Genomic DNA, 17,075 nt, shown 5'->3' on the forward strand with positions numbered 1-17,075 from the left:
CTGACGGCGCGGGCCGCCGCGGACCGGGCCGTGAGACGCCGCGCGCGATCCGCGGCGCGCGCCCGGAGCGGTTGGCCGGGCGGGAGGCGGCCCGGTAAGCTCGCGGTATGCGATCCGGCCACGGTCACCCGTCCACCGCCACCGCGGCGGCGCGCGGGTGCCCGAGCCGCCGCTGGTGGTGGCGCCGCTGAGGCGGCGCCGGTTCGTTGACGTTGACTTCCAGGCGACCGCCCTCATCCGGCGGTCGTCGCGTCGCTTCCGCGGATGAGGGCCCGACACGCGAAGGGCCACCCGGGTGGACACCGTCTCACAGCAAGCGCAGACCAGTCGGTTCGTGACGGCCGGGGGCGTACGGGTGACCCGTACGGCCACGCCGGTCGAGGCCGAACGCAAGTCCGATGTGCTCAACGCCCTCGTCGCGGCGGTGGGGGAGCGGCGCGGCGGCGTGCTCAGCTCCGGCATGGAGTACCCCGGCCGCTACAGCCGCTGGCACATGGCCTACATCGACCCCTGTGTGGAGATCGTCGCCCGCGGCCGCGAGGTCGAGGCGCGCGCGCTCAACGACCGCGGCCGCGTGCTGCTCCCGGCGCTGGCGGCCGTGCTGCGCGGCACCGGCACCGTGACCGCCGACGAGGGGGACCGGCGGTTCGCCGTGTTCGTCCCGCCCACCGAGGAGTTCTTCACCGAGGAGGAGCGCAGCCGCCAGCCCACGGTGTTCACCGCGCTGCGCGCCGTCGTCGGCCTGCTGCGCTGCGACGACCCGCACCTCGGGCTGTGGGGCGCGTTCGGCTACGACCTGTCGCTGCAGTTCGAGCCGCTGCGGCTGCGCCACCAGCGGCCCGCCGACCAGCGCGACCTCGTCCTGCACCTGGCCGACGAGATGATCGTCGTGGACCGCAAGCGGGAGACCCAGCACCGGCTGTCCTACGACTTCGAGGTCGACGGCCGCGGCACCGCCGGGCTGCCGCGGCTGACCCCGCCCACCCCCGTCCCGGACCCTCCCGCCGAACTGCCGCCCCAGCCCGTCCCCGGCGCGTACGCGCGGATGGTGCGGGAGGCCAAGGAGAAGTTCGTCCGCGGCGACCTGTTCGAGGTGACGCCCGGGCACGCCATGCACGGCCGCTGCCACTCGCCCGCGGCGTTCTTCGAGCGGCTGCGCGAGACCAACCCGGCGCCCTACGAGTTCATGTTCAACCTGGGCGAGGGCGAATACCTGGTGGGGGCGTCCCCGGAGATGTTCGTGCGGGTCACCGGCGACCGCGTGGAGACCTGCCCGATCGCCGGGACGATCCGCCGCGGCCAGGACCCGCTGGAGGACGCCGAGCAGATCCGCACCATCCTGGCGTCGGCCAAGGACGAGTCCGAGCTGACCATGTGCACCGACGTCGACCGCAACGACAAGTCGCGCGTCTGCGTGCCCGGCAGCGTCCGGGTGCTCGGCCGGCGGCAGATCGAGCTGTACTCGCGGCTGATCCACACCGTCGACCACATCGAGGGGCGGCTGCGGCCCGGGTTCGACGCCTTCGACGCCTTCCTCACGCACATGTGGGCCGTCACGGTCACCGGGGCGCCCAAGACGTGGGCCATGCAGTTCATCGAGGACCACGAGGACGCGCCGCGCCGCTGGTACGGCGGCGCGGTCGGGTTCGTCGGCTTCGACGGGTCGATGAACACCGGCCTGACGCTGCGCACCGCGCAGATCCGCGACGGCGTCGCCACGGTGCGGGCCGGCGCGACCCTGCTGTACGACTCGGTCCCGGAGGAGGAGGAGCGGGAGACGCACCTGAAGGCGAGCGCGCTGCTGCAGGCGCTGGCCGCCTCCCAGGACCCGCGGGCCGCCGCCGCGGCCGACGCCGAACCCGAGCCCGAGCGGGCCGGGGAGGGGCTGAAGGTGCTGCTGGTCGACCACGAGGACTCGTTCGTCAACACCCTGGCCGACTACTTCCGCCAGCAGGGCGCCGAGGTGGTGACGCTGCGGCACGGCTTCCCGCCGCGGCTGCTGGACGAGCACGCCCCCGACCTGGTGGTGCTGTCGCCCGGCCCCGGCCGCCCCGAGGACTTCGACACCGCCGCGCTGCTGGACGCCCTGGACGAGCGGGGGCTGCCGGCGTTCGGCGTGTGCCTGGGCCTGCAGGCGATGGTCGAGCACCAGGGCGGCGAGCTGGCGCTGCTGCCCGAGCCCGCGCACGGCAAGCCGGGGACGGTGAAGGTGGTCGGGGGCGAGCTGCTGGCGGGGCTCCCGGACGAGTTCACCGCGGCCCGCTACCACTCCCTGCACAGCACGCCCGAGCGGGTGAAGGGGTTCCGGGTCACGGCGCTGACCGGCGACGTGGTCATGGCGATCGAGGACCCGGAGCGGCGGCGCTGGGCGGTGCAGTTCCACCCCGAGTCGATCCTCACCGCGCAGGGGCGGGCCGGCCACCGCATCATCGCCAACGTGCTGCGCCTGTGCCGCCGCGCCCCGCGCTGAGCCGCGCCCCGCGCTGAGCCGCGTCCGGTACGGAGGCGCGCGGCCCGGGACGGCCCCCGGGGAGTCCTTTGGGATGGCCCCGGGGGGCTAATCGGCCCGGTGAAAATAGGCCCCTGGGGCCTGTCCGAACCGTGTTCTGAGACGAGATACTGGCGGTGCGGCACGGGCATGTCGAGCTTCCCGGCATGGGTGCCGCTGCGTTATCCCCGCGGTCGGAGGGGGTTCGCCCCCTCCGTCCAGCGTGCGCGCGGGCTCCCGCGCCCGCCGCGCCCCCGATCCGCGCTCCCGCCCACCGGACCCGCCCGGCCGAAAACCCGACGCCGCCTGTCGGCTACCGGCAGGCGTCACCGGCCCCGGTAGAGGGCGGCCAGCCGGGCCGCGCTGCGGGCCATGCGTTCGCGCAGCTCCGGCGGGTCCAGGACCTCGACCTCCGGGCCGAGCGCGAGCAGCTCGGTCTCGGCGACCTCCGGGGACTCGACGGGCAGCGTGGTGGTCACCCACCCCCGCTCGTCGGGCTCCCCGGCCCGCTCGGCGGCCCGCCGCGCGGCGTACGGCTCGACGGCGTGCCGCAGCCGCCGCATGCCCGCCGGGCTCAGCCGCACCGTCGCCTCCTCGCCCAGCATCGAGCGCAGGAACCGCTCCACCTGCCCGGCCCAGTGGCCGGCCAGGTCGAAGTCCGCGTCCCGCGGGAACGTCTCACCGAGGGCCCGCACCGCCGCGACGCGGTCGACGCGGTACGTCCGGTACGGCCCCGGGCCCGGCGCGTCCGCGACCCGCGCGACCAGGTACCACACGCCGTTCTTCAGGACCAGGCCGTACGGGTGCAGCCTCCGGGTGACCTCGCGGCCGCGGCGGTACCGCAGCTCGACGGCCTCGTCCCGCCACACCGCCCGCGCCAGGTCGCGCAGCAGCGGCGGCGGCCCGGTCTCGCCGAACCAGCCGGGGGCGTCCAGGTGGAAGCGCCGGCCCGCGTGCAGCGGCGCGTCGCGCAGCGCGGCCGGCAGCGCGGCCAGCACCTTCAGCTGGGCGGCGGCGACCGCGTCGGCCAGGCCCAGGTCGCCGGCCGGACCGGGCAGCCCGGCCAGAAACAGCGCCTCGGCCTCCTCCCGGCTCAGCCCGGTCAGCCGCGTGCGGTACCCGCCGACCAGCCGGTAGCCGCCGTTCCTGCCCTGCTCGGCGTACACCGGCACCCCGGCCGCCGACAGCGCCTCGATGTCGCGGTAGACGGTGCGCTCCGACACCTCCAGCTCGCGGGCCAGCTCGGCGGCCGTCATCGACTCCCGCGCCTGCAGCAGCAGCACCAGTGAGATCAGGCGGGACGCGCGCATGCCTCCATCCTGCCGCAGCCGTCTGCGACCCGATCAGGCCGGAACATCCGGCCGCGCGCGGGCGTCACACCGCCGAGACCTCCACGCGGGTGTCGTGGAACACCGGGCCGCCCCCGAGGTCGGTGGCGCGGTCGTCCACCACCGCGTTGGCGTTCGCCCCGCCCGACAGCTTGGGCCAGTGCCCCTTGCTCGTCGCCGCCACCCCCGGGCGCACCTCGTCGGTGACCTGCAGCACCGCCTCGAACGCCCCCCGCTCGTTGGCCACCCGCACCCGCTGCCCCGAGGCCAGCCCGCGCGCCGCCGCGTCGTCGGGGTGCAGCCGCACGGTCGGCCCGCCCGCCCGCCGCCGCAGCTCGGCGTTCTCGCCGAACACGGTGTTGAGGGAGTGGTGCGAGGCCGCCGACACCAGCGCCAGCGGGAAGCGCCGCGCGCGCTCGGCGTCGGTCACCTCGCCGGGCGGCGTGTACCCGGCCACGGGGTCGAGCCCGAGCGCCTCGGCCCGCCGCGACCGGAACTCCAGCCGCCCCGAGGGCGTCGGGAACCGCTCGGCGTACGGCAGGAACGGCTTCGGCACGGCCAGGCGGACGAAGCCCTCCTTGCGGAGCCGGTCCAGGGTGACGCCCGTCAGCCAGGGGTCGTCGGACGACAGGGCCTGCTCGGCCAGCCGCTCGTCGGAGTCGTACAGGCTCGGCTCGGTCAGCCCCATCCGCCGCGCCAGCCGCCGGAAGGTCTCGGTGGTCGGCAGGCATTCGCCCGGCGGCGCCACGGCGGGCTCGTTCCACGCCAGGTACAGATGGCCGTAGCCCTCGTGCAGGTCCGCGTGCTCGTGCTGCATCGTGGCGGGCAGGACGATGTCGGCGTAGTCGGTCGTGTCGGTCGGGAACTGCTCCAGCACGACCGTGAACAGGTCCTCCCGGGCCAGCCCGCGGCGGACCCTGCCCTGGTGCGGGGCGCTGGCCGCCGGGTTGGCGGCGATGACGAACAGCGCCTTCACCGGCGGGTCGTCCGCCTCCAGCAGCCCCTGGCCGATCCGGCTCATCGACAGCGTCCGCACCGGGCCGGGCCGCAGGTCGTCCCGGTACAGCGCGGCGCGGTTCAGCCGGATGTGGCCGGAGGTGGAGAACGTCAGCCCGCCGCCCGGCCGCGCCCAGTCGCCCGTCACGCCAGGGATGCAGGCCAGCGTCCGCAGCGCCGCCGCGCCGCCGCCGTGCCGCTGCAGCCCCTGCGTGGCGCGGATCGCGGTGGGACGCGTCCGCGCGATCCGCTCGCCCAGCGCGACGATCGCCTCCCGCGGCACCCCGGTGATCCGCGCCGCCCGCTCCGGCGGGAACCGCAGGATGCGCTCCCGGAACTCCGCCCAGCCCAGCGTGTGCCGCGCGATGTACTCCTCGTCCTGGGCGCCGAGCCCGACGACCACGTTGAGCAGCCCCAGCGCCAGCGCCGCGTCGGTGCCCGGCAGCGGCGCCAGATGCTCGTCGGCCTGCCGCGCCGTGCGGGTCGCGACCGGGTCGATCGCGACCACGTGCGCGCCCTCGCGCCGCGCCGCCTGGACGAACTTCCACACGTGGTGGCCGCTGGTCAGCGGGTTCGTGCCCCACAGCAGGATCAGCCGCGCGTGCGCCAGGTCCTCGGGGTCCATGCCGCCCGGCGAGCCGAGCGTGCACTCCAGCCCGGACAGGCCCGCCGCCGAGCAGATGTCGGCGTCGTGCGCCGAGGCGCCCAGCACGTTGAAGAACCGCCGGCCCGCCGCCCCTTCCAGGCCCTGGACGTAGCCGAGCGTGCCGGTGCCCCAGTACGGCCAGACGGCCTCGCCGCCGTGGTCGCGGACGATGCGGTCCAGCCGCGCGGCGATCTCGTCGAGGGCCTCGTCCCAGGAGATCCGCTCGAACCGGCCCTCGCCCTTGCGGCCCGTCCGCCGCAGCGGGTACCGGATGCGCCGGGGGTCGCCCGCCCGCTCCAGCCACCGGTTGACCTTGGTGCACAGCGCGCCCCGGGTGTAGGGGTGGTCCGGGTTGCCGCGCAGCCCGACCGCCTCGCCGTCGCGCACCGTGACCACCCACGAGCAGCCGTCCGGGCAGTCCAGCGGGCAGGCGCCCAGCACCTTCAGCTCGGCCGCCATCACACCCTTCCCTCGAAGCGGTCGGCCAGGTAGGCGTCGGCGTCGGGGCCGTCCGGCCGGGCGAGCACGTGCCGCAGCCACGCCCGGCGCTCGTGGTCGCGGACCGCCCCCTCCCGCACGCGGAACACCGCCGGCGTGGGATGCGGCCGCAGGGCCCGCGGATCGTCCAGCGGGGAGGAGTGCAGCCGCTGGTGGAGCTCGTTCTCCCCGGCCCACCAGTCGTACAGCGCGAAGCAGAAGTCGCCCGCCCGGTGCACCACCGCGAACCCCAGGCCGTAGCGGTCGGGCTCCGGCCCGCCGCGCAGCACCGCGGGCGCGGGCAGGGCCTCGGGCGCCAGCGCCGGCGCCGCGTCCACCAGGCCGGCCGGGGGCCGCGCCCCGTCGGTGGTGATCCCGTACACCTTCAGCCGCCACCCGGCCGTCTCGTGCGGGCCAAGGAAGGAGACGGGCCGCTCGCGATGGGGGCCCCGCACCGTCAGCGCCGACTGCATCACGTTCCTCCCCACACCTGCGGACCGTCCCAGTCTGCTGCATCCCCGACAGGAGTGTCACCTTGATTGGCCCGTGACACCCGCGTCGGTTCGCGGCCGCCGGGCGGAGCTGGTTTGCTAGGTGCGCAGGATACGACCGGTAGGGGGAAGTGCACGTGAAGAGCGTCGAGCCCGAGGTGTACCTCGTCGCGCGGCCCGAGCTGGACTACGACGAGGTGGCCCGCTATCTGCGCGACGTCGGCGGGGAGAGCTGGCTGGAGCGGCTCGACCGCGGCGACCTCGACGCCGAGCTGAACGACCCGCAGAACCTCGCCGAGTTCGCCGGGCGGCTGTGCTACCGCTCCTGGGAGCCGGGCCTGAACCCCAACGTCACCCGCATCCGCACCGACCAGCAGGCCTACCTGGAGAACATCCTGCGCAGCATGCACGGCTCGGTGCTGGAGCACGTCAGCTTCAGCTTCGTCCTGCACAACGTCAGCCGGGTGCTGACGCACGAGCTCGTCCGGCACCGGCCCGGCGTCGCCATCTCCCAGGAGTCGCTGCGCTTCGTGCGGCTGCAGGACATCCCGTTCTGGTTCCCCGAGTGGGCCCGCCGGGACGACGAGCTGATGAAGCGCGCCACCGCGCTGCTGGAGCGGATGGAGGAGTTCCAGGGCTGGATGGCCCGGCACTTCCGCCTCGACGACGAGGGCGTGCCGTTCGCGGAGAAGAAGCACAAGACCTCGTTCATGCGCCGCTTCGCCCCCGAGGGCGTGGCCACCGGACTGGTGTGGACGGCCAACATCCGCACCCTGCGGCACACGATCGAGAACCGCACCGCCCCCGGCGCCGAGGAGGAGATCCGGCTGCTGTTCAACCGCATCGGCGAGGTGATGCGCCGCGAGGCGCCCGCGCTGTTCGGCGACTACGAGGTCGAGGACGGCGCCTGGATCCCCCGCTGGCGCAAGGTCTGACCGCCCGCCGGGGCGCCGCGGCGCCCCGGCGGGGCGGTGGTCAGCGGGCGAACTCGGCGCGGACGCCCAGCAGGCGCACCGGCCGCCGTTCGGTGAACCGGTCGAGGGCGGCGAGCGCGGCCTCCTCGATCCGGGCCGCCTCGGCCGTCGGCGCCTCCAGCGTCCGGCCGCGGGTGCGGGTGGCGAACGGCGCGTAGCGGACCTTGACCACGACGCGTGCGGCGGGCCGCCGCTCGGCCGCGGCCTCGCCCGCGACCTGCCGCGCCAGGTTCGCCACCTCGCGGCGGACGTCCCGCCAGTCGCGCAGGTCGCGCTGGTAGGTGGTCTCCCGGCCGCGGGAGCGCGGGACGCGCGGTGCGCCGTCCACGGGGGAGTGGTCCCGCCCCTGGGCCAGCCGCACCAGCCACGGCCCGGTCGCGGGGCCGAAGCGCTCGGCGAGGGCCCGCGGGTCGGCCGCCGCCAGGTCGCCGACGGTGGCGATGCCCGCCGCCCTCAGCCGTCGGGCGGTCTTGGCCCCGATGCCCCACAGCGCGTCGGTCGGCCGGCCGCCGAGCACCTCGAACCAGTTGCGGTGGGTGAGCCGGAACACGCCGGTCGGCTTGCCCAGGCCGGTCGCCAGCTTGGCCTGCAGCTTGTTCCGCCCGATGCCCACCGTGCACTCCAGGCCGGTCGCCGCGCGGATCCGCGCCCGGATCCGGCGGGCCGTCGTCTCCGGGTCGTCGCCCGCGACGGCCAGGAACGCCTCGTCCCAGCCGAGCACCTCCACCACGGCGTCGAACCCGCGCAGCGTCGCCATGACCCGGGACGAGACGGCCCGGTAGGCGTCGGCGTCGACGGGCAGGAACACCGCCTCCGGGCAGCGCCGCGCCGCCGTGCGCAGCGGCAGGCCGGAGTGCACGCCGTGCGCGCGGGCCTCGTACGACGCCGTCGCGACCACGCCGCGCTCGGTCGGATCGCCGTCGCCGCCGACCACGACCGGACGCCCGCGCAGCTCCGGCCGGCGCAGGACCTCCACGGCGGCGATGAACTGGTCGAGGTCGACGTGCAGGACCCAGCGGGTCATGACCGGCTCCCGCTCCGCGCGCCGGGGGCGCCCGCCCATTGCGAATCTACAACGTAAAGGCGCCGGCCCGGCCGCCCGGTCAGCCCTTCAGCTGGCGCACCAGGTCGCGGACGCGGTCCATCAGCGCCGCCAGCGGCCCGGCCGCCAGGTTCTTGGCGGCCGACTCCACGCCCGGATGCGGTCGGGTGGGCGCGGTCGCCTCGGCGACCTGCACGACCTTCATCAGCGCCGACAGCTCCTTCTTGCCGAACGCGCCGCGCAGCCGCTCGAACTCGTAGCGCTCCTCGGCGCGGGCGTGGGTGAGCACCTCCAGGCGCAGCCGCTCGAGCTTGGGCAGGAACTGCGGGTCGTCGGTGTCCATGCCGTCGAGCTCGGCGAGCAGCTCCTTGGCCGAGCGCTCCTCGCCCAGGCGGTCGTCGACGATGCCGGCGCCGCCGTCCAGCTTCTGCCGGGCCAGCGGGTGCACGATCTCCTCCTCGGCGGTCTCGTGCACCGCCAGCAGCCGCACCAGCGTGCGGAAGGCGTCCCGGCGCTCGGTGCCCGTACTGTCGGCGACCTGCGCGAACAGGTCGCGGATCTGCCCGTGCTGCGCGCACAGCAGGTCGATCACGTCGCGGGCCGGGGCCTGAGTGGTCGTCGAAGTGCCCATGTGTCGCGCTCCTCGCGTCTGTCGGGTGTCCGTCGGCCGTGCGCGCGTCGCCGTACCCGGAGGCCACCCGGCTAAGCCGGACATTGCCGAAAGTTGAGGACGGGCGCCAGTGAAGGGTCCGTCTCGGTGGGTACGGCGCCATGGGCGCGATCTCCACAGCGCGGCGATCTCGGCAGAAAGGGGAGGTACATGTCCTTCAACCCGTTGGAACACCGGGGCATCCCGCTGGACAGGCAGGTGCGGAACTGGCGGGAGATGAACGTCGTGCCGGTCGACCCCGACCGCGCCGATCCGTACACCAAGTGCCGCATCATCACGATGAACGGCATCGAGGTGGAGGCCGTCTTCTTCAGCCACCACTTCTCCCGGGTCTGCCCCGACCCCGAGATCAGGCGGCAGCTCGCCCAGGTCCGCTACATCGAGCAGCAGCAGCAGAAGACCGTCAACTGGCTGCTGCCGGGCCAGGCCAGCGCGCTGGAGACCACCCTCTCCTACGAGCAGGTCGCCGTGGACCTCACCGCCTGGGTGGCGCGGATGGAGCCCGACCCCTACCTGAAGCAGGCGTACGAGTTCGGCGTGCTGGAGGACTTCGACCACCTCTACCGGTACGCCAACCTCTACGAGATGATCGAGCACCGCAAGGCCGAGAAGATCGTCGACGACCTGACCGAGGTCATGCCCGGCCGGCCCACCAAGATCGAGCACCGCGACCCCGCCGACAACGTGCGCGACCCCTACGACCGGAACCGGGCCGAGCCGATCTCCAAGCTGCACGCGCTGACGATCACCGCGACCGAGCAGCAGACGATGAACTTCTACATGAACGTCGGCCCGCAGTACATGGAGCCGATCGCCCGCCAGCTCTACCAGGAGATCGGGCTCATCGAGGAGGAGCACGTCACCCACTACGAGTCGCTGACGGACCCGGGCGAGACCTGGTGGGAGCGGCTGGTCAACCACGAGTACAACGAGTGCTACATGTACCACTCGATGATGGAGACCGAGACCGACCCCAAGGTCAAGGCCATCTGGGAGCTGCACCTGAACATGGAGCTGGAGCACCTGCGCATCGCCTGCGACCTGATGCGCCGGCACGACGGGCGCGAGCCGGAGAGCATCCTGGCGCCCGAGCTGCCCGCGCCGGCGACCTTCGAGCCCAACAAGGAGTACCTGCGCGACCTGCTGGCCACCCAGATCGACCTGACCACGCTGGGCGCCGGGTACGTGCGCGAGGCCCACGAGCGCTTCCAGCTCATGCAGGAGCGGATCCACGGCGGTGAGGAGCCGCCCAGCGAGCGCGTCATCGCCGAGCACCGCGAGCTGTTCGGCGAGGAGTACCGCCACGAGCCGGCGGGCCCGCACCCCGTCAGCGAGATGCGCGTTCCCGCGCGTTCCAGGTGACGCCCCCGTCCCCGGTCCGCGACGCGCGCCCATCGCGCCATGGGCGCGCGTCGGCCGTTCCGGGCGCGGTACGCCGCCCGCGGTCGGCGGGACCGCCGGCGGGGCGGTCAGCCGGACAGGACGGCCTGGGTCTGGGTGACCTGGGCGACCCGGCGGCCGTCGGCGTCGTGCAGGTCGGTCTGCACGACGATCGAGGTGCACCCGGTGTGCAGGGGCCGCGCCACCGCGCGGACCTCGCCGCCGCGCACGGCGCGGAAGAAGTTGGTCTTGGACTCCAGGGTCGTCGTCGAGGCGCCCGGCGGCAGGTTGAGGAACGCGCAGACCGCGCCCACCGAGTCGGCCAGGGCCATCAGGGCGCCGCCGTGCATGACGCCGCCCGCGGTGCACCGCTCCGGCGCCCATGCCAGACGCCCCGCGACCTCCTCCGGCGCGGCGGCGTCGATCGCGATGCCCAGGGTGCGCGCGAACGGCATGGCGTCGAGCAGGTCGTCGGTGGTCATGGGGGTCCTTCCCGGTCGGCGGATTCCACCCGGCAGCCTGCTGGGCGCGCCGGGCCCCGTCGATTACCTGCGGGGTAACCGGGGCCCGCACCTGCGGCGGTTCCGCTTACCCGGCACGTCATCGTGCACATGACCCGCCGGTCGGTAGCGTCGTGGCGTGACGACGATGACGATGTCTTTCGGGCAGTCCCTGGGCGACGTGCGGCCGGTGGGGGAGCAGCTGAGGGCCTGGCGGCAGCGGCGGCGGCTCAGCCAGCTGGAACTGGCCGGCCGGGCGGACGTGTCGACCCGGCACCTGAGCTTCGTGGAGACCGGCCGGTCGACGCCGAGCCGGGAGATGGTGCTGCGGCTGGCCGAGCACCTGCAGGTGCCGCTGCGCGACCGCAACCTGCTGCTGGTGGCGGCCGGGTACGCGCCGGTCTACGCCGAGACCCCGATCGAGGAGCCGCGCATGGACGCGGTGCGGGCGGCCCTGCGGCAGGTCCTGGAGGGCCACGAGCCGTACCCGGCGGTGGTGGTCGACCGGTTCTGGAACCTGATCGACGCCAACGGGGCGGCGGCGCTCTTCATGGAGGGCGCGCCGGCGGAGCTGCTGGAGCCCCCCTTGAACGTGCTCCGGCTGAGCATGCATCCCGACGGGCTCGCCAGGAACATCGTCAACCTGGCGGAGTGGCGGGCGCACATGATCGACCGGGTGCGGCGGCATGTGGCGCTCACCGCCGACCCGGCGCTGGCCGGGCTGTACCGGGAGCTGCGCGACTACCCCGGCGCCGAGGCGGCCGCCGAGCCCGCGCCGCCGCCCGCGGGCCACGAGGTGTTCGTCCCGCTGCGGCTGCGGCTGGACGACGGGCGGCGGCTGTCGTTCTTCACCACGATCGCCACGTTCGGCACCCCGGTCGACATCACGGTGGCGGAGATGGCCATCGAGTCGTTCTATCCGGCGGACGAGGAGACCGGCGCGTTCCTGCGCGAGCGCGCCGGGTGGTGACCGGGCGGCGCCCCCTGCCGGTGCGCCGCCGCGCCGCCGGTGCGGTGCGGGACGGCGGCGGCGCGCCGGTCAGGAGGCCCGGGCGCCGCCGCGTTCCGCCTCCAGCAGGTCGTGGTGGATGCGGTCGAGCGGAACGCCGAGGTTCTGCAGCGCGCCCACCGTGGCCCTGATCATGCCCGGCGGGCCGGCCACGTAGACCTCGTGGTCGTCCCAGCGCTCGCGGATCCGCCCGAGCGCGCCGGCGACGGGTCCGCGCAGTCCGTCATGGGGCGGGGCGTCGCACAGCACCGGCACCACCCGCAGCCGCGGATGGCCGGACTCCAGCAGGCGCAGCTCGGGCAGGTCGTACAGGTCGAGCGGGGAGCGCGCGCCGACCACCAGGTGGACGCTGCGCTCACCGTCCCGGGCCAGTTCCTGCTCGGCCAGGGCCCGCAGCGGCGCCAGGCCGGTACCGCCGGCGACCAGCAGCAGGTCGCGGTCGCAGGCGGGGTCGAGCGTCAGGGCGCCGTCGGCGGGGCCGAGCAGCACGGTGTCGCCGACGCGCGTGTGCCGGACCAGCGCGCCGCTGACCCAGCCGCCCGGCACGGCCCGCACGTGCAGCGACAGGGTCCCGTCGGGGCGCGGGGCGTTGGCGATCGAGTACCTGCGCCACACGCGCGGCCAGCGGGCGGTCTGCACCGGCACGTGCTGGCCGGCGGTGAAGTCCAGCCGCCGGTCGGGGCGCAGGGTCACCACCGCCAGGTCCGGGGTGGGCCGGTGGTGGTCGACGACCTCGGCGACCCACCAGGGCGGGGCGGCGGCCGCGTCGCGCTCGGCCGCGGCGATCATGATGTCGGCGACGGTGCGGTAGGCGGCGGTCCAGGCCGCCTCGGTCTCGGGCGTCCAGCCGGGGCCGCCGAACCGGCGCAGCGTGGCGATCAGCGCGCTGCCCATGGCCGCGTAGTGCTCGGGCAGCACCCCGTACTTGCGGTGGTCGCGGCCGAGCCGTTCCAGGTAGTCGGTCAGCTCGTCGGGCGCGTCCAGGCTCCACACGACGCGGGCCAGCGCCTGGAAAAGGCGATCGCGCTGCCCGTCCATCGCGGGCGGGAATAGCGTGCGCAGCTGCGGGTTCTCGGCGAATAGGCGACCGTAGAAATAGGCGATCGCGGTGTCCGCCGCGGGTTCGATGCGGGTGAAGCTCTCTTTGACGATTCGGGGTACCGATGACATTTGCCAGATCGCCCCCCAGGGCTTTTCCTGCCGGGTCGTCCGCCCGCCGGCGCATGCCGGACGCCCCGCGCGTCCGAGTTCGTGAAATTCTCGCACCGAAAGTCGCTGGTAATCAACCGGGTCGGCGGAAAGACGTGCGGGATGTGCGAAGAGTTGCGGAGTGGTCATTCAGCGTTATCGGCGCATGTCGCGATGGGGGAAGAATACTGCTCGGTACGTGTCCGCATCCGTCTCGCTGATCATTTCGATGCATTTTTCGGTTGAATAGGGTGAAAGCGGGAGTTGTGCTCGGCGCCGCGGTCGGCCGCGAATGGCAACACGATTTACCGGACGGTGGATAAATCTCAACCCGGAGGGTAGATTTCGAGATCGGCCGGGCCGGGGCGGCTCCCCGGCCGGACCGCCGCACGGCCGTGCGGCCCGGTGCCGGGGCCGGCGCTCAGCAAGGGGGAGGGCATGGGAGAGGCGATCGGAGGGGCTCCCGAGCCCCGCGCGGCCGCCGTCGGGGCACCGCCGCTCATCGGCGTGACGACCTGTCTGGAACCGGCCCGCTGGAGCGAGTGGGTGCGGGAGGCCGCCCTGCTGCCCGTGACCTACCTGCGGTCGGTCGAACGCGCCGGGGGCGTGCCGGTCATGCTGCCGCCGACGGCCGGGCTGCGCGGCCTCGACGCCCTGGTGGAGGGGCTGGGCGGGGTGGTGTTCGCCGGGGGAGCCGACCTCGACCCGCAGCTGTACGGGATGCTGCGCCACCACGAGACCGGGCCGCCGCAGCCGCAGCGCGACCGGTTCGAGCTGGCCCTGCTGCGCGCCGTCATCGACGCCGACCTGCCGTTCCTGGCCGTCGGCCGGGGCATGCAGGCGCTGAACGTGGCGCGCGGCGGCGCCCTCGTCCAGCACCTGCCCGATGCCGTCGGGCACACCGGGCACTCCCCGCCCGGCGGGATGTACGGCGGCCACACCGTGCAGATCAGCCCGAGCAGCCGGATCGGCAAGATCCTCGGCGAGACCGCCCAGGTGGTCACCGGGCACCACCAGGCCATCGCCCGGCTCGGCAAGGGCCTGGCCGCGGTCGCCTGGGCCGAGGACCAGGTGGTGGAGGCCGTCGAGCTGCAGGGGCACCGGTTCGGCGTCGGCGTGCAGTGGCACCCCGAGGAGGGCGAGGACCGCCGGCTGTTCGACGCGCTGGTCGCCGAAGCCTGGGGCCGCTGACCCGCGTCCGCACCCGCACCCGCGCGGCGCGCCGGGCGGCGCGGCGCGCGCGGACATCTTCGGCCCGGATTATCTGGGTACGTTCGCCGCTGTCCCGCCCGCTGTCTCGTCCGTCAGGGCCGCACCGCGGCCCGCGACCGGAGGCCGGCCATGCCCATGCATCCGCAGACCGTCCGCTACCTGGAGATGCTCGCCCCCCTGGCGGCGCTGGAGGGGCAGGAGCCGGCGCTTGCGGAGACCCGCCGAGCCGCGGAGGCCGCGCTGCGGGCGCGGCCGCGCCGCGGCCGCGAGCTGCCGCACGTCGCCGACCTGTCCGTGCCCGGCGGCGGCGGCGCCGCCCGCGTCCGGCTGTACCGCCCCGAGCCGCCCGGCGGGGCGCCGCTGCCCGCGCTGGTGTACCTGCACGGCGGCGGCTGGGTGCTGGGCGGGCTCGACAGCGTGGACGACGCCTGCCGCGACCTGGCCGCCGCGACCGGCTGCGCCGTGGTCAGCGTCGGCTACCGGCTGGCCCCCGAGCACCCCTTCCCCGCGGCGGTGCGCGACGCGTGGGCGGTCACCGCCGCCGTCGCCCGCGAGCCCGGGCGGTTCGGCGCCGATCCGGCGGCGGTGGCGGTCGGCGGGGACAGCGCGGGCGGCAACCTGGCCGCCGCGGTCGCCCTCATCGCCCGCGACCGCGGCCTGCGCCTGGCGCACCAGCTGCTGGTCTACCCGGTCACCGACACCGCCCTGGACACCCCGAGCTACGCCGCGTACGGCAGGGGGTACGGGCTCGACGCCGCCGCGATGGCCCGCTGCCTGGAGATGTACCGGGGCGGCGCCGACCCGTCCGACCCGCTGCTGGCCCCGCTGCGCGCGCCCGACCTGTCCGGCCTCGCCCCGGCCACCGTGATCACCGCCGAGCTCGACGTGCTGCGCGACGAGGGCGAGGCGTACGCGCGCCGCCTGGCGGAGGCGGGCGTGCCGGTCGAGCTGCGCCGCTACGAGGGCGTGGTGCACTCGTTCTTCCTGCTGCCCGAGCACTTCGACGCCGCCGTGGACGCCCTGCGGTTCGCGGCGGGCCGGCTGCGCGCCGCGTTCTCGGCGGCGCGCGCGGCGGCCGGGGGAGGGCGTCAGGAGAAGCGCTTGCCGAGCGCCTCCAGCGCGGGGTTGTAGATGGCGTCGGTGATGGTCTTGCGCATGGCCTCCTCGTCGGCCGCGTCCGCCGAGAACTCGCCCTGCCATTCGACGAACGACCCCCCGCCGCCGGTGACCGGCGCGACCCTGATGCGGGCGACGTAGTCGCGGATCGGCAGCGGCGACTCCAGCATCCGGTACCGGTAGAAGCGGTCGTCGTCGTCCATGCCGGACAGCTGCTCGCGGAACACCGTGTCGCCCGGGCCGATCACCCGCCGCACGCAGCCGACCCGGTCGGCGGGCCCGCCGTCCTCGATCGCGCAGGTGGCCACCCCGGGCATCCAGTCGGCCAGGTTCCCGAAGTCGCGCAGGAAGCGCCACACCTCGTCGGCGGGCGCGCTGAGCACGGTGCTGGCGTAGGACTTTATGGGCATCGCGCTTCTCCTCGGCGGTCTGGGGCGGAACCGGTCGCCCCTATGCTGCGCCGCGGATGTGATCAAGGCAACAGGCGACGATCAAGAAATGCCGGGCGCCGCGCGCTCCTCCGGCCGGGCCAGGTAGCGGGTGACGAGGCGGGCGATGAGATGGCCGACCTGCTCGGGCGGTTCGTGCGGCAGCATCATGTGGCTCATCGTCAACCGGATGGCGATGTCGGCCACCTCGGCGAGGGCGACCGGGTCCAGTTCCGGCCACTGGGCGGTGGCGTGGTCGATGATGCGGGTGCGGGCGGTGAACAGCAGCGGCTCGGCCCGCGTGGTCAGCAGCGGCAGCAGCTCGCCCCCGTCGGCGCCGGTGAGCACGGTCTTGTTGATCGGGTCGTCGGCGGAGGTCTCGATCGTGTAGACGACGGCGGCCGCCACCGCCGAGTACAGGTCCGCGTGCTCGGACAGCACCCGGTCGATGCCGTCCAGGTACCGGTCGTGGTGGCGCATGACGACCGCCTGGGCCAGCCCCCACTTGTCGCCGAACTCGTTGTAGACGGTCTGGCGGCTCACCCCGGCGGCCTCCGCCACGTCCCGCATCCGCAGCCCCCGGTACCCCTCGCGGGTGAGGATCTCGGCGGCCGCGTCGAGCAGGGCCTCCCGGACGGGGCGCCGCTCGGTCGTCATGCACGTCTCGCTTTCGGCGTCGGCTCGTGGCGCGGCCCGGTCCGGCACGGCCACCCCTGTGCCGTCATTATCGCGGCACGCCCGGCCCGCGGGCGGCGGCGGGCGGCGGCGACCTTCTCGGGCGGCGCTCAGGGGCCGGCGACCGGCGCCGGGCGGGGCCGGCACGTCGCGCGCACCTCGAACGGCGAGCCGGAGGCGACGATCCGGCCGCCGCGCAGCAGGTGGAGCTGGTCGCACACGCCCAGCATCGGCTCCAGGTCCCGTTCGATCAGCAGCACCGCCGGGCCCTCGGCCGCCACCTCGCGCAGCAGCACCTCCAGCGCGCGCAGCTGCGCGACCGACATGCCCGCGGCCGGCTCGTCCAGCAGCAGCAGCCGCGGCTCGGCGGCCAGCGCCGCCGCCAGCTTCACCAGCCGCGCCACGCCGGGCGGCACCCGGCCGGCGCGCCGCCGCGCGTCCGCGGCGATGAAGTC

At 74.9% G+C, this 17,075-nt stretch carries 15 protein-coding genes and 1 pseudogene; 6 read left to right on the forward strand and 10 right to left on the reverse strand.

Annotated elements, in window-relative coordinates; translation table 11 throughout:
- Nucleotides 1-295 precede the first annotated feature (295 nt).
- Entirely contained in the window at nt 296-2,470 is a 2,175-nt protein-coding gene (locus tag ABD879_RS28210; RefSeq protein WP_345024694.1) for an anthranilate synthase component I, read from the forward strand.
- 344 nt (nt 2,471-2,814) lie between these two features.
- Here the strand turns inward: ABD879_RS28210 and ABD879_RS28215 are convergent, their stop codons facing one another.
- From ABD879_RS28215 to ABD879_RS28225, 3 genes are all read right to left on the reverse strand, one after another.
- The gene (locus ABD879_RS28215; protein WP_345024695.1) at nt 2,815-3,798 is read right to left on the reverse strand and encodes a helix-turn-helix transcriptional regulator; all 984 of its coding nucleotides are present in this window, start codon (nt 3,796-3,798) and stop codon (nt 2,815-2,817) included.
- 64 nt (nt 3,799-3,862) lie between these two features.
- A complete protein-coding gene (locus ABD879_RS28220; RefSeq protein WP_345024696.1) occupies nt 3,863-5,917 on the reverse strand; it encodes a molybdopterin-containing oxidoreductase family protein in 2,055 nt (684 codons plus the stop codon).
- Nucleotides 5,917-6,408, reverse strand: a complete 492-nt coding sequence (locus ABD879_RS28225; protein WP_345024697.1) for a hypothetical protein — start codon at nt 6,406-6,408, stop codon at nt 5,917-5,919. Before ABD879_RS28225 ends, ABD879_RS28220 begins: the two co-directional genes overlap by 1 nt.
- A gap of 155 nt (nt 6,409-6,563) precedes the next feature.
- On the opposite strand from ABD879_RS28225, the gene thyX reads away from it, so the two are divergent.
- Entirely contained in the window at nt 6,564-7,361 is a 798-nt protein-coding gene (gene thyX / locus ABD879_RS28230) for an FAD-dependent thymidylate synthase (protein WP_345024698.1), read from the forward strand.
- A gap of 40 nt (nt 7,362-7,401) precedes the next feature.
- Here the strand turns inward: thyX and ABD879_RS28235 are convergent, their stop codons facing one another.
- Both ABD879_RS28235 and ABD879_RS28240 read right to left on the reverse strand, forming a co-directional pair.
- Nucleotides 7,402-8,424, reverse strand: a complete 1,023-nt coding sequence (locus ABD879_RS28235) for a DNA polymerase IV (RefSeq protein WP_345024699.1) — start codon at nt 8,422-8,424, stop codon at nt 7,402-7,404.
- Nucleotides 8,425-8,503: 79 nt separating this feature from the next.
- Nucleotides 8,504-9,073 (reverse strand): hemerythrin domain-containing protein, encoded by a 570-nt coding sequence (locus ABD879_RS28240; protein ID WP_345024700.1) that lies wholly within the window; start codon nt 9,071-9,073, stop codon nt 8,504-8,506.
- Between the two features lie 189 nt (nt 9,074-9,262).
- Here ABD879_RS28240 and ABD879_RS28245 point away from each other — a divergent pair, with 189 nt between their 5' ends.
- A complete protein-coding gene (locus tag ABD879_RS28245) occupies nt 9,263-10,474 on the forward strand; it encodes a hypothetical protein (RefSeq protein WP_345024701.1) in 1,212 nt (403 codons plus the stop codon).
- A 107-nt stretch (nt 10,475-10,581) separates the two neighbouring features.
- On the opposite strand, the gene ABD879_RS28250 is transcribed toward ABD879_RS28245, so the two are convergent.
- A complete protein-coding gene (locus ABD879_RS28250; protein ID WP_345024702.1) occupies nt 10,582-10,974 on the reverse strand; it encodes a PaaI family thioesterase in 393 nt (130 codons plus the stop codon).
- A 166-nt stretch (nt 10,975-11,140) separates the two neighbouring features.
- Here ABD879_RS28250 and ABD879_RS28255 point away from each other — a divergent pair, with 166 nt between their 5' ends.
- Nucleotides 11,141-11,962, forward strand: a complete 822-nt coding sequence (locus ABD879_RS28255; RefSeq protein WP_345024704.1) for a helix-turn-helix domain-containing protein — start codon at nt 11,141-11,143, stop codon at nt 11,960-11,962.
- Nucleotides 11,963-12,031: 69 nt separating this feature from the next.
- On the opposite strand, the gene ABD879_RS28260 is transcribed toward ABD879_RS28255, so the two are convergent.
- Nucleotides 12,032-13,171, reverse strand: a complete 1,140-nt coding sequence (locus ABD879_RS28260; protein WP_345024706.1) for a globin domain-containing protein — start codon at nt 13,169-13,171, stop codon at nt 12,032-12,034.
- A gap of 456 nt (nt 13,172-13,627) precedes the next feature.
- Here ABD879_RS28260 and ABD879_RS28265 point away from each other — a divergent pair, with 456 nt between their 5' ends.
- Together ABD879_RS28265 and ABD879_RS28270 are read left to right on the forward strand one after the other, a co-directional pair.
- A complete protein-coding gene (locus ABD879_RS28265; protein ID WP_345024707.1) occupies nt 13,628-14,380 on the forward strand; it encodes a gamma-glutamyl-gamma-aminobutyrate hydrolase family protein in 753 nt (250 codons plus the stop codon).
- Nucleotides 14,381-14,530: 150 nt separating this feature from the next.
- Nucleotides 14,531-15,532, forward strand: a complete 1,002-nt coding sequence (locus tag ABD879_RS28270; RefSeq protein WP_345024708.1) for an alpha/beta hydrolase — start codon at nt 14,531-14,533, stop codon at nt 15,530-15,532.
- Here ABD879_RS28270 and ABD879_RS28275 read toward each other — a convergent pair.
- From ABD879_RS28275 to ABD879_RS28285, 3 genes and pseudogenes are all read right to left on the reverse strand, one after another.
- Nucleotides 15,490-15,927 (reverse strand): SRPBCC family protein, encoded by a 438-nt coding sequence (locus ABD879_RS28275; protein ID WP_345024709.1) that lies wholly within the window; start codon nt 15,925-15,927, stop codon nt 15,490-15,492. The genes ABD879_RS28270 and ABD879_RS28275 overlap by 43 nt on opposite strands.
- 81 nt (nt 15,928-16,008) lie before the next feature.
- A complete protein-coding gene (locus ABD879_RS28280; protein ID WP_345024710.1) occupies nt 16,009-16,602 on the reverse strand; it encodes a TetR/AcrR family transcriptional regulator in 594 nt (197 codons plus the stop codon).
- Between the two features lie 128 nt (nt 16,603-16,730).
- A pseudogene (locus ABD879_RS28285) lies at nt 16,731-17,075 on the reverse strand (ABC transporter ATP-binding protein); the annotation flags it as partial.

Origin of the sequence: Actinomadura keratinilytica (assembly GCF_039539665.1) — a bacterium.
GTDB lineage: Bacteria > Actinomycetota > Actinomycetes > Streptosporangiales > Streptosporangiaceae > Spirillospora > Spirillospora keratinilytica.

Bases quoted from the DNA above. Each gene is read 5' to 3' on its own strand.
- ABD879_RS28260 (WP_345024706.1), bottom strand. From the start codon at position 13,171: ATGTCATCGGTACCCCGAATCGTCAAAGAGAGCTTCACCCGCATCGAA.
- ABD879_RS28270 (WP_345024708.1), top strand. From the start codon at position 14,531: ATGCCCATGCATCCGCAGACCGTCCGCTACCTGGAGATGCTCGCCCCC.
- ABD879_RS28245 (WP_345024701.1), top strand. From the start codon at position 9,263: ATGTCCTTCAACCCGTTGGAACACCGGGGCATCCCGCTGGACAGGCAG.
- ABD879_RS28255 (WP_345024704.1), top strand. From the start codon at position 11,141: ATGACGATGTCTTTCGGGCAGTCCCTGGGCGACGTGCGGCCGGTGGGG.
- ABD879_RS28275 (WP_345024709.1), bottom strand. From the start codon at position 15,927: ATGCCCATAAAGTCCTACGCCAGCACCGTGCTCAGCGCGCCCGCCGAC.
- ABD879_RS28250 (WP_345024702.1), bottom strand. From the start codon at position 10,974: ATGACCACCGACGACCTGCTCGACGCCATGCCGTTCGCGCGCACCCTG.
- ABD879_RS28225 (WP_345024697.1), bottom strand. From the start codon at position 6,408: ATGCAGTCGGCGCTGACGGTGCGGGGCCCCCATCGCGAGCGGCCCGTC.
- ABD879_RS28220 (WP_345024696.1), bottom strand. From the start codon at position 5,917: ATGGCGGCCGAGCTGAAGGTGCTGGGCGCCTGCCCGCTGGACTGCCCG.
- ABD879_RS28235 (WP_345024699.1), bottom strand. From the start codon at position 8,424: ATGACCCGCTGGGTCCTGCACGTCGACCTCGACCAGTTCATCGCCGCC.
- ABD879_RS28280 (WP_345024710.1), bottom strand. From the start codon at position 16,602: ATGACGACCGAGCGGCGCCCCGTCCGGGAGGCCCTGCTCGACGCGGCC.
- ABD879_RS28240 (WP_345024700.1), bottom strand. From the start codon at position 9,073: ATGGGCACTTCGACGACCACTCAGGCCCCGGCCCGCGACGTGATCGAC.
- ABD879_RS28215 (WP_345024695.1), bottom strand. From the start codon at position 3,798: ATGCGCGCGTCCCGCCTGATCTCACTGGTGCTGCTGCTGCAGGCGCGG.
- ABD879_RS28265 (WP_345024707.1), top strand. From the start codon at position 13,628: ATGGGAGAGGCGATCGGAGGGGCTCCCGAGCCCCGCGCGGCCGCCGTC.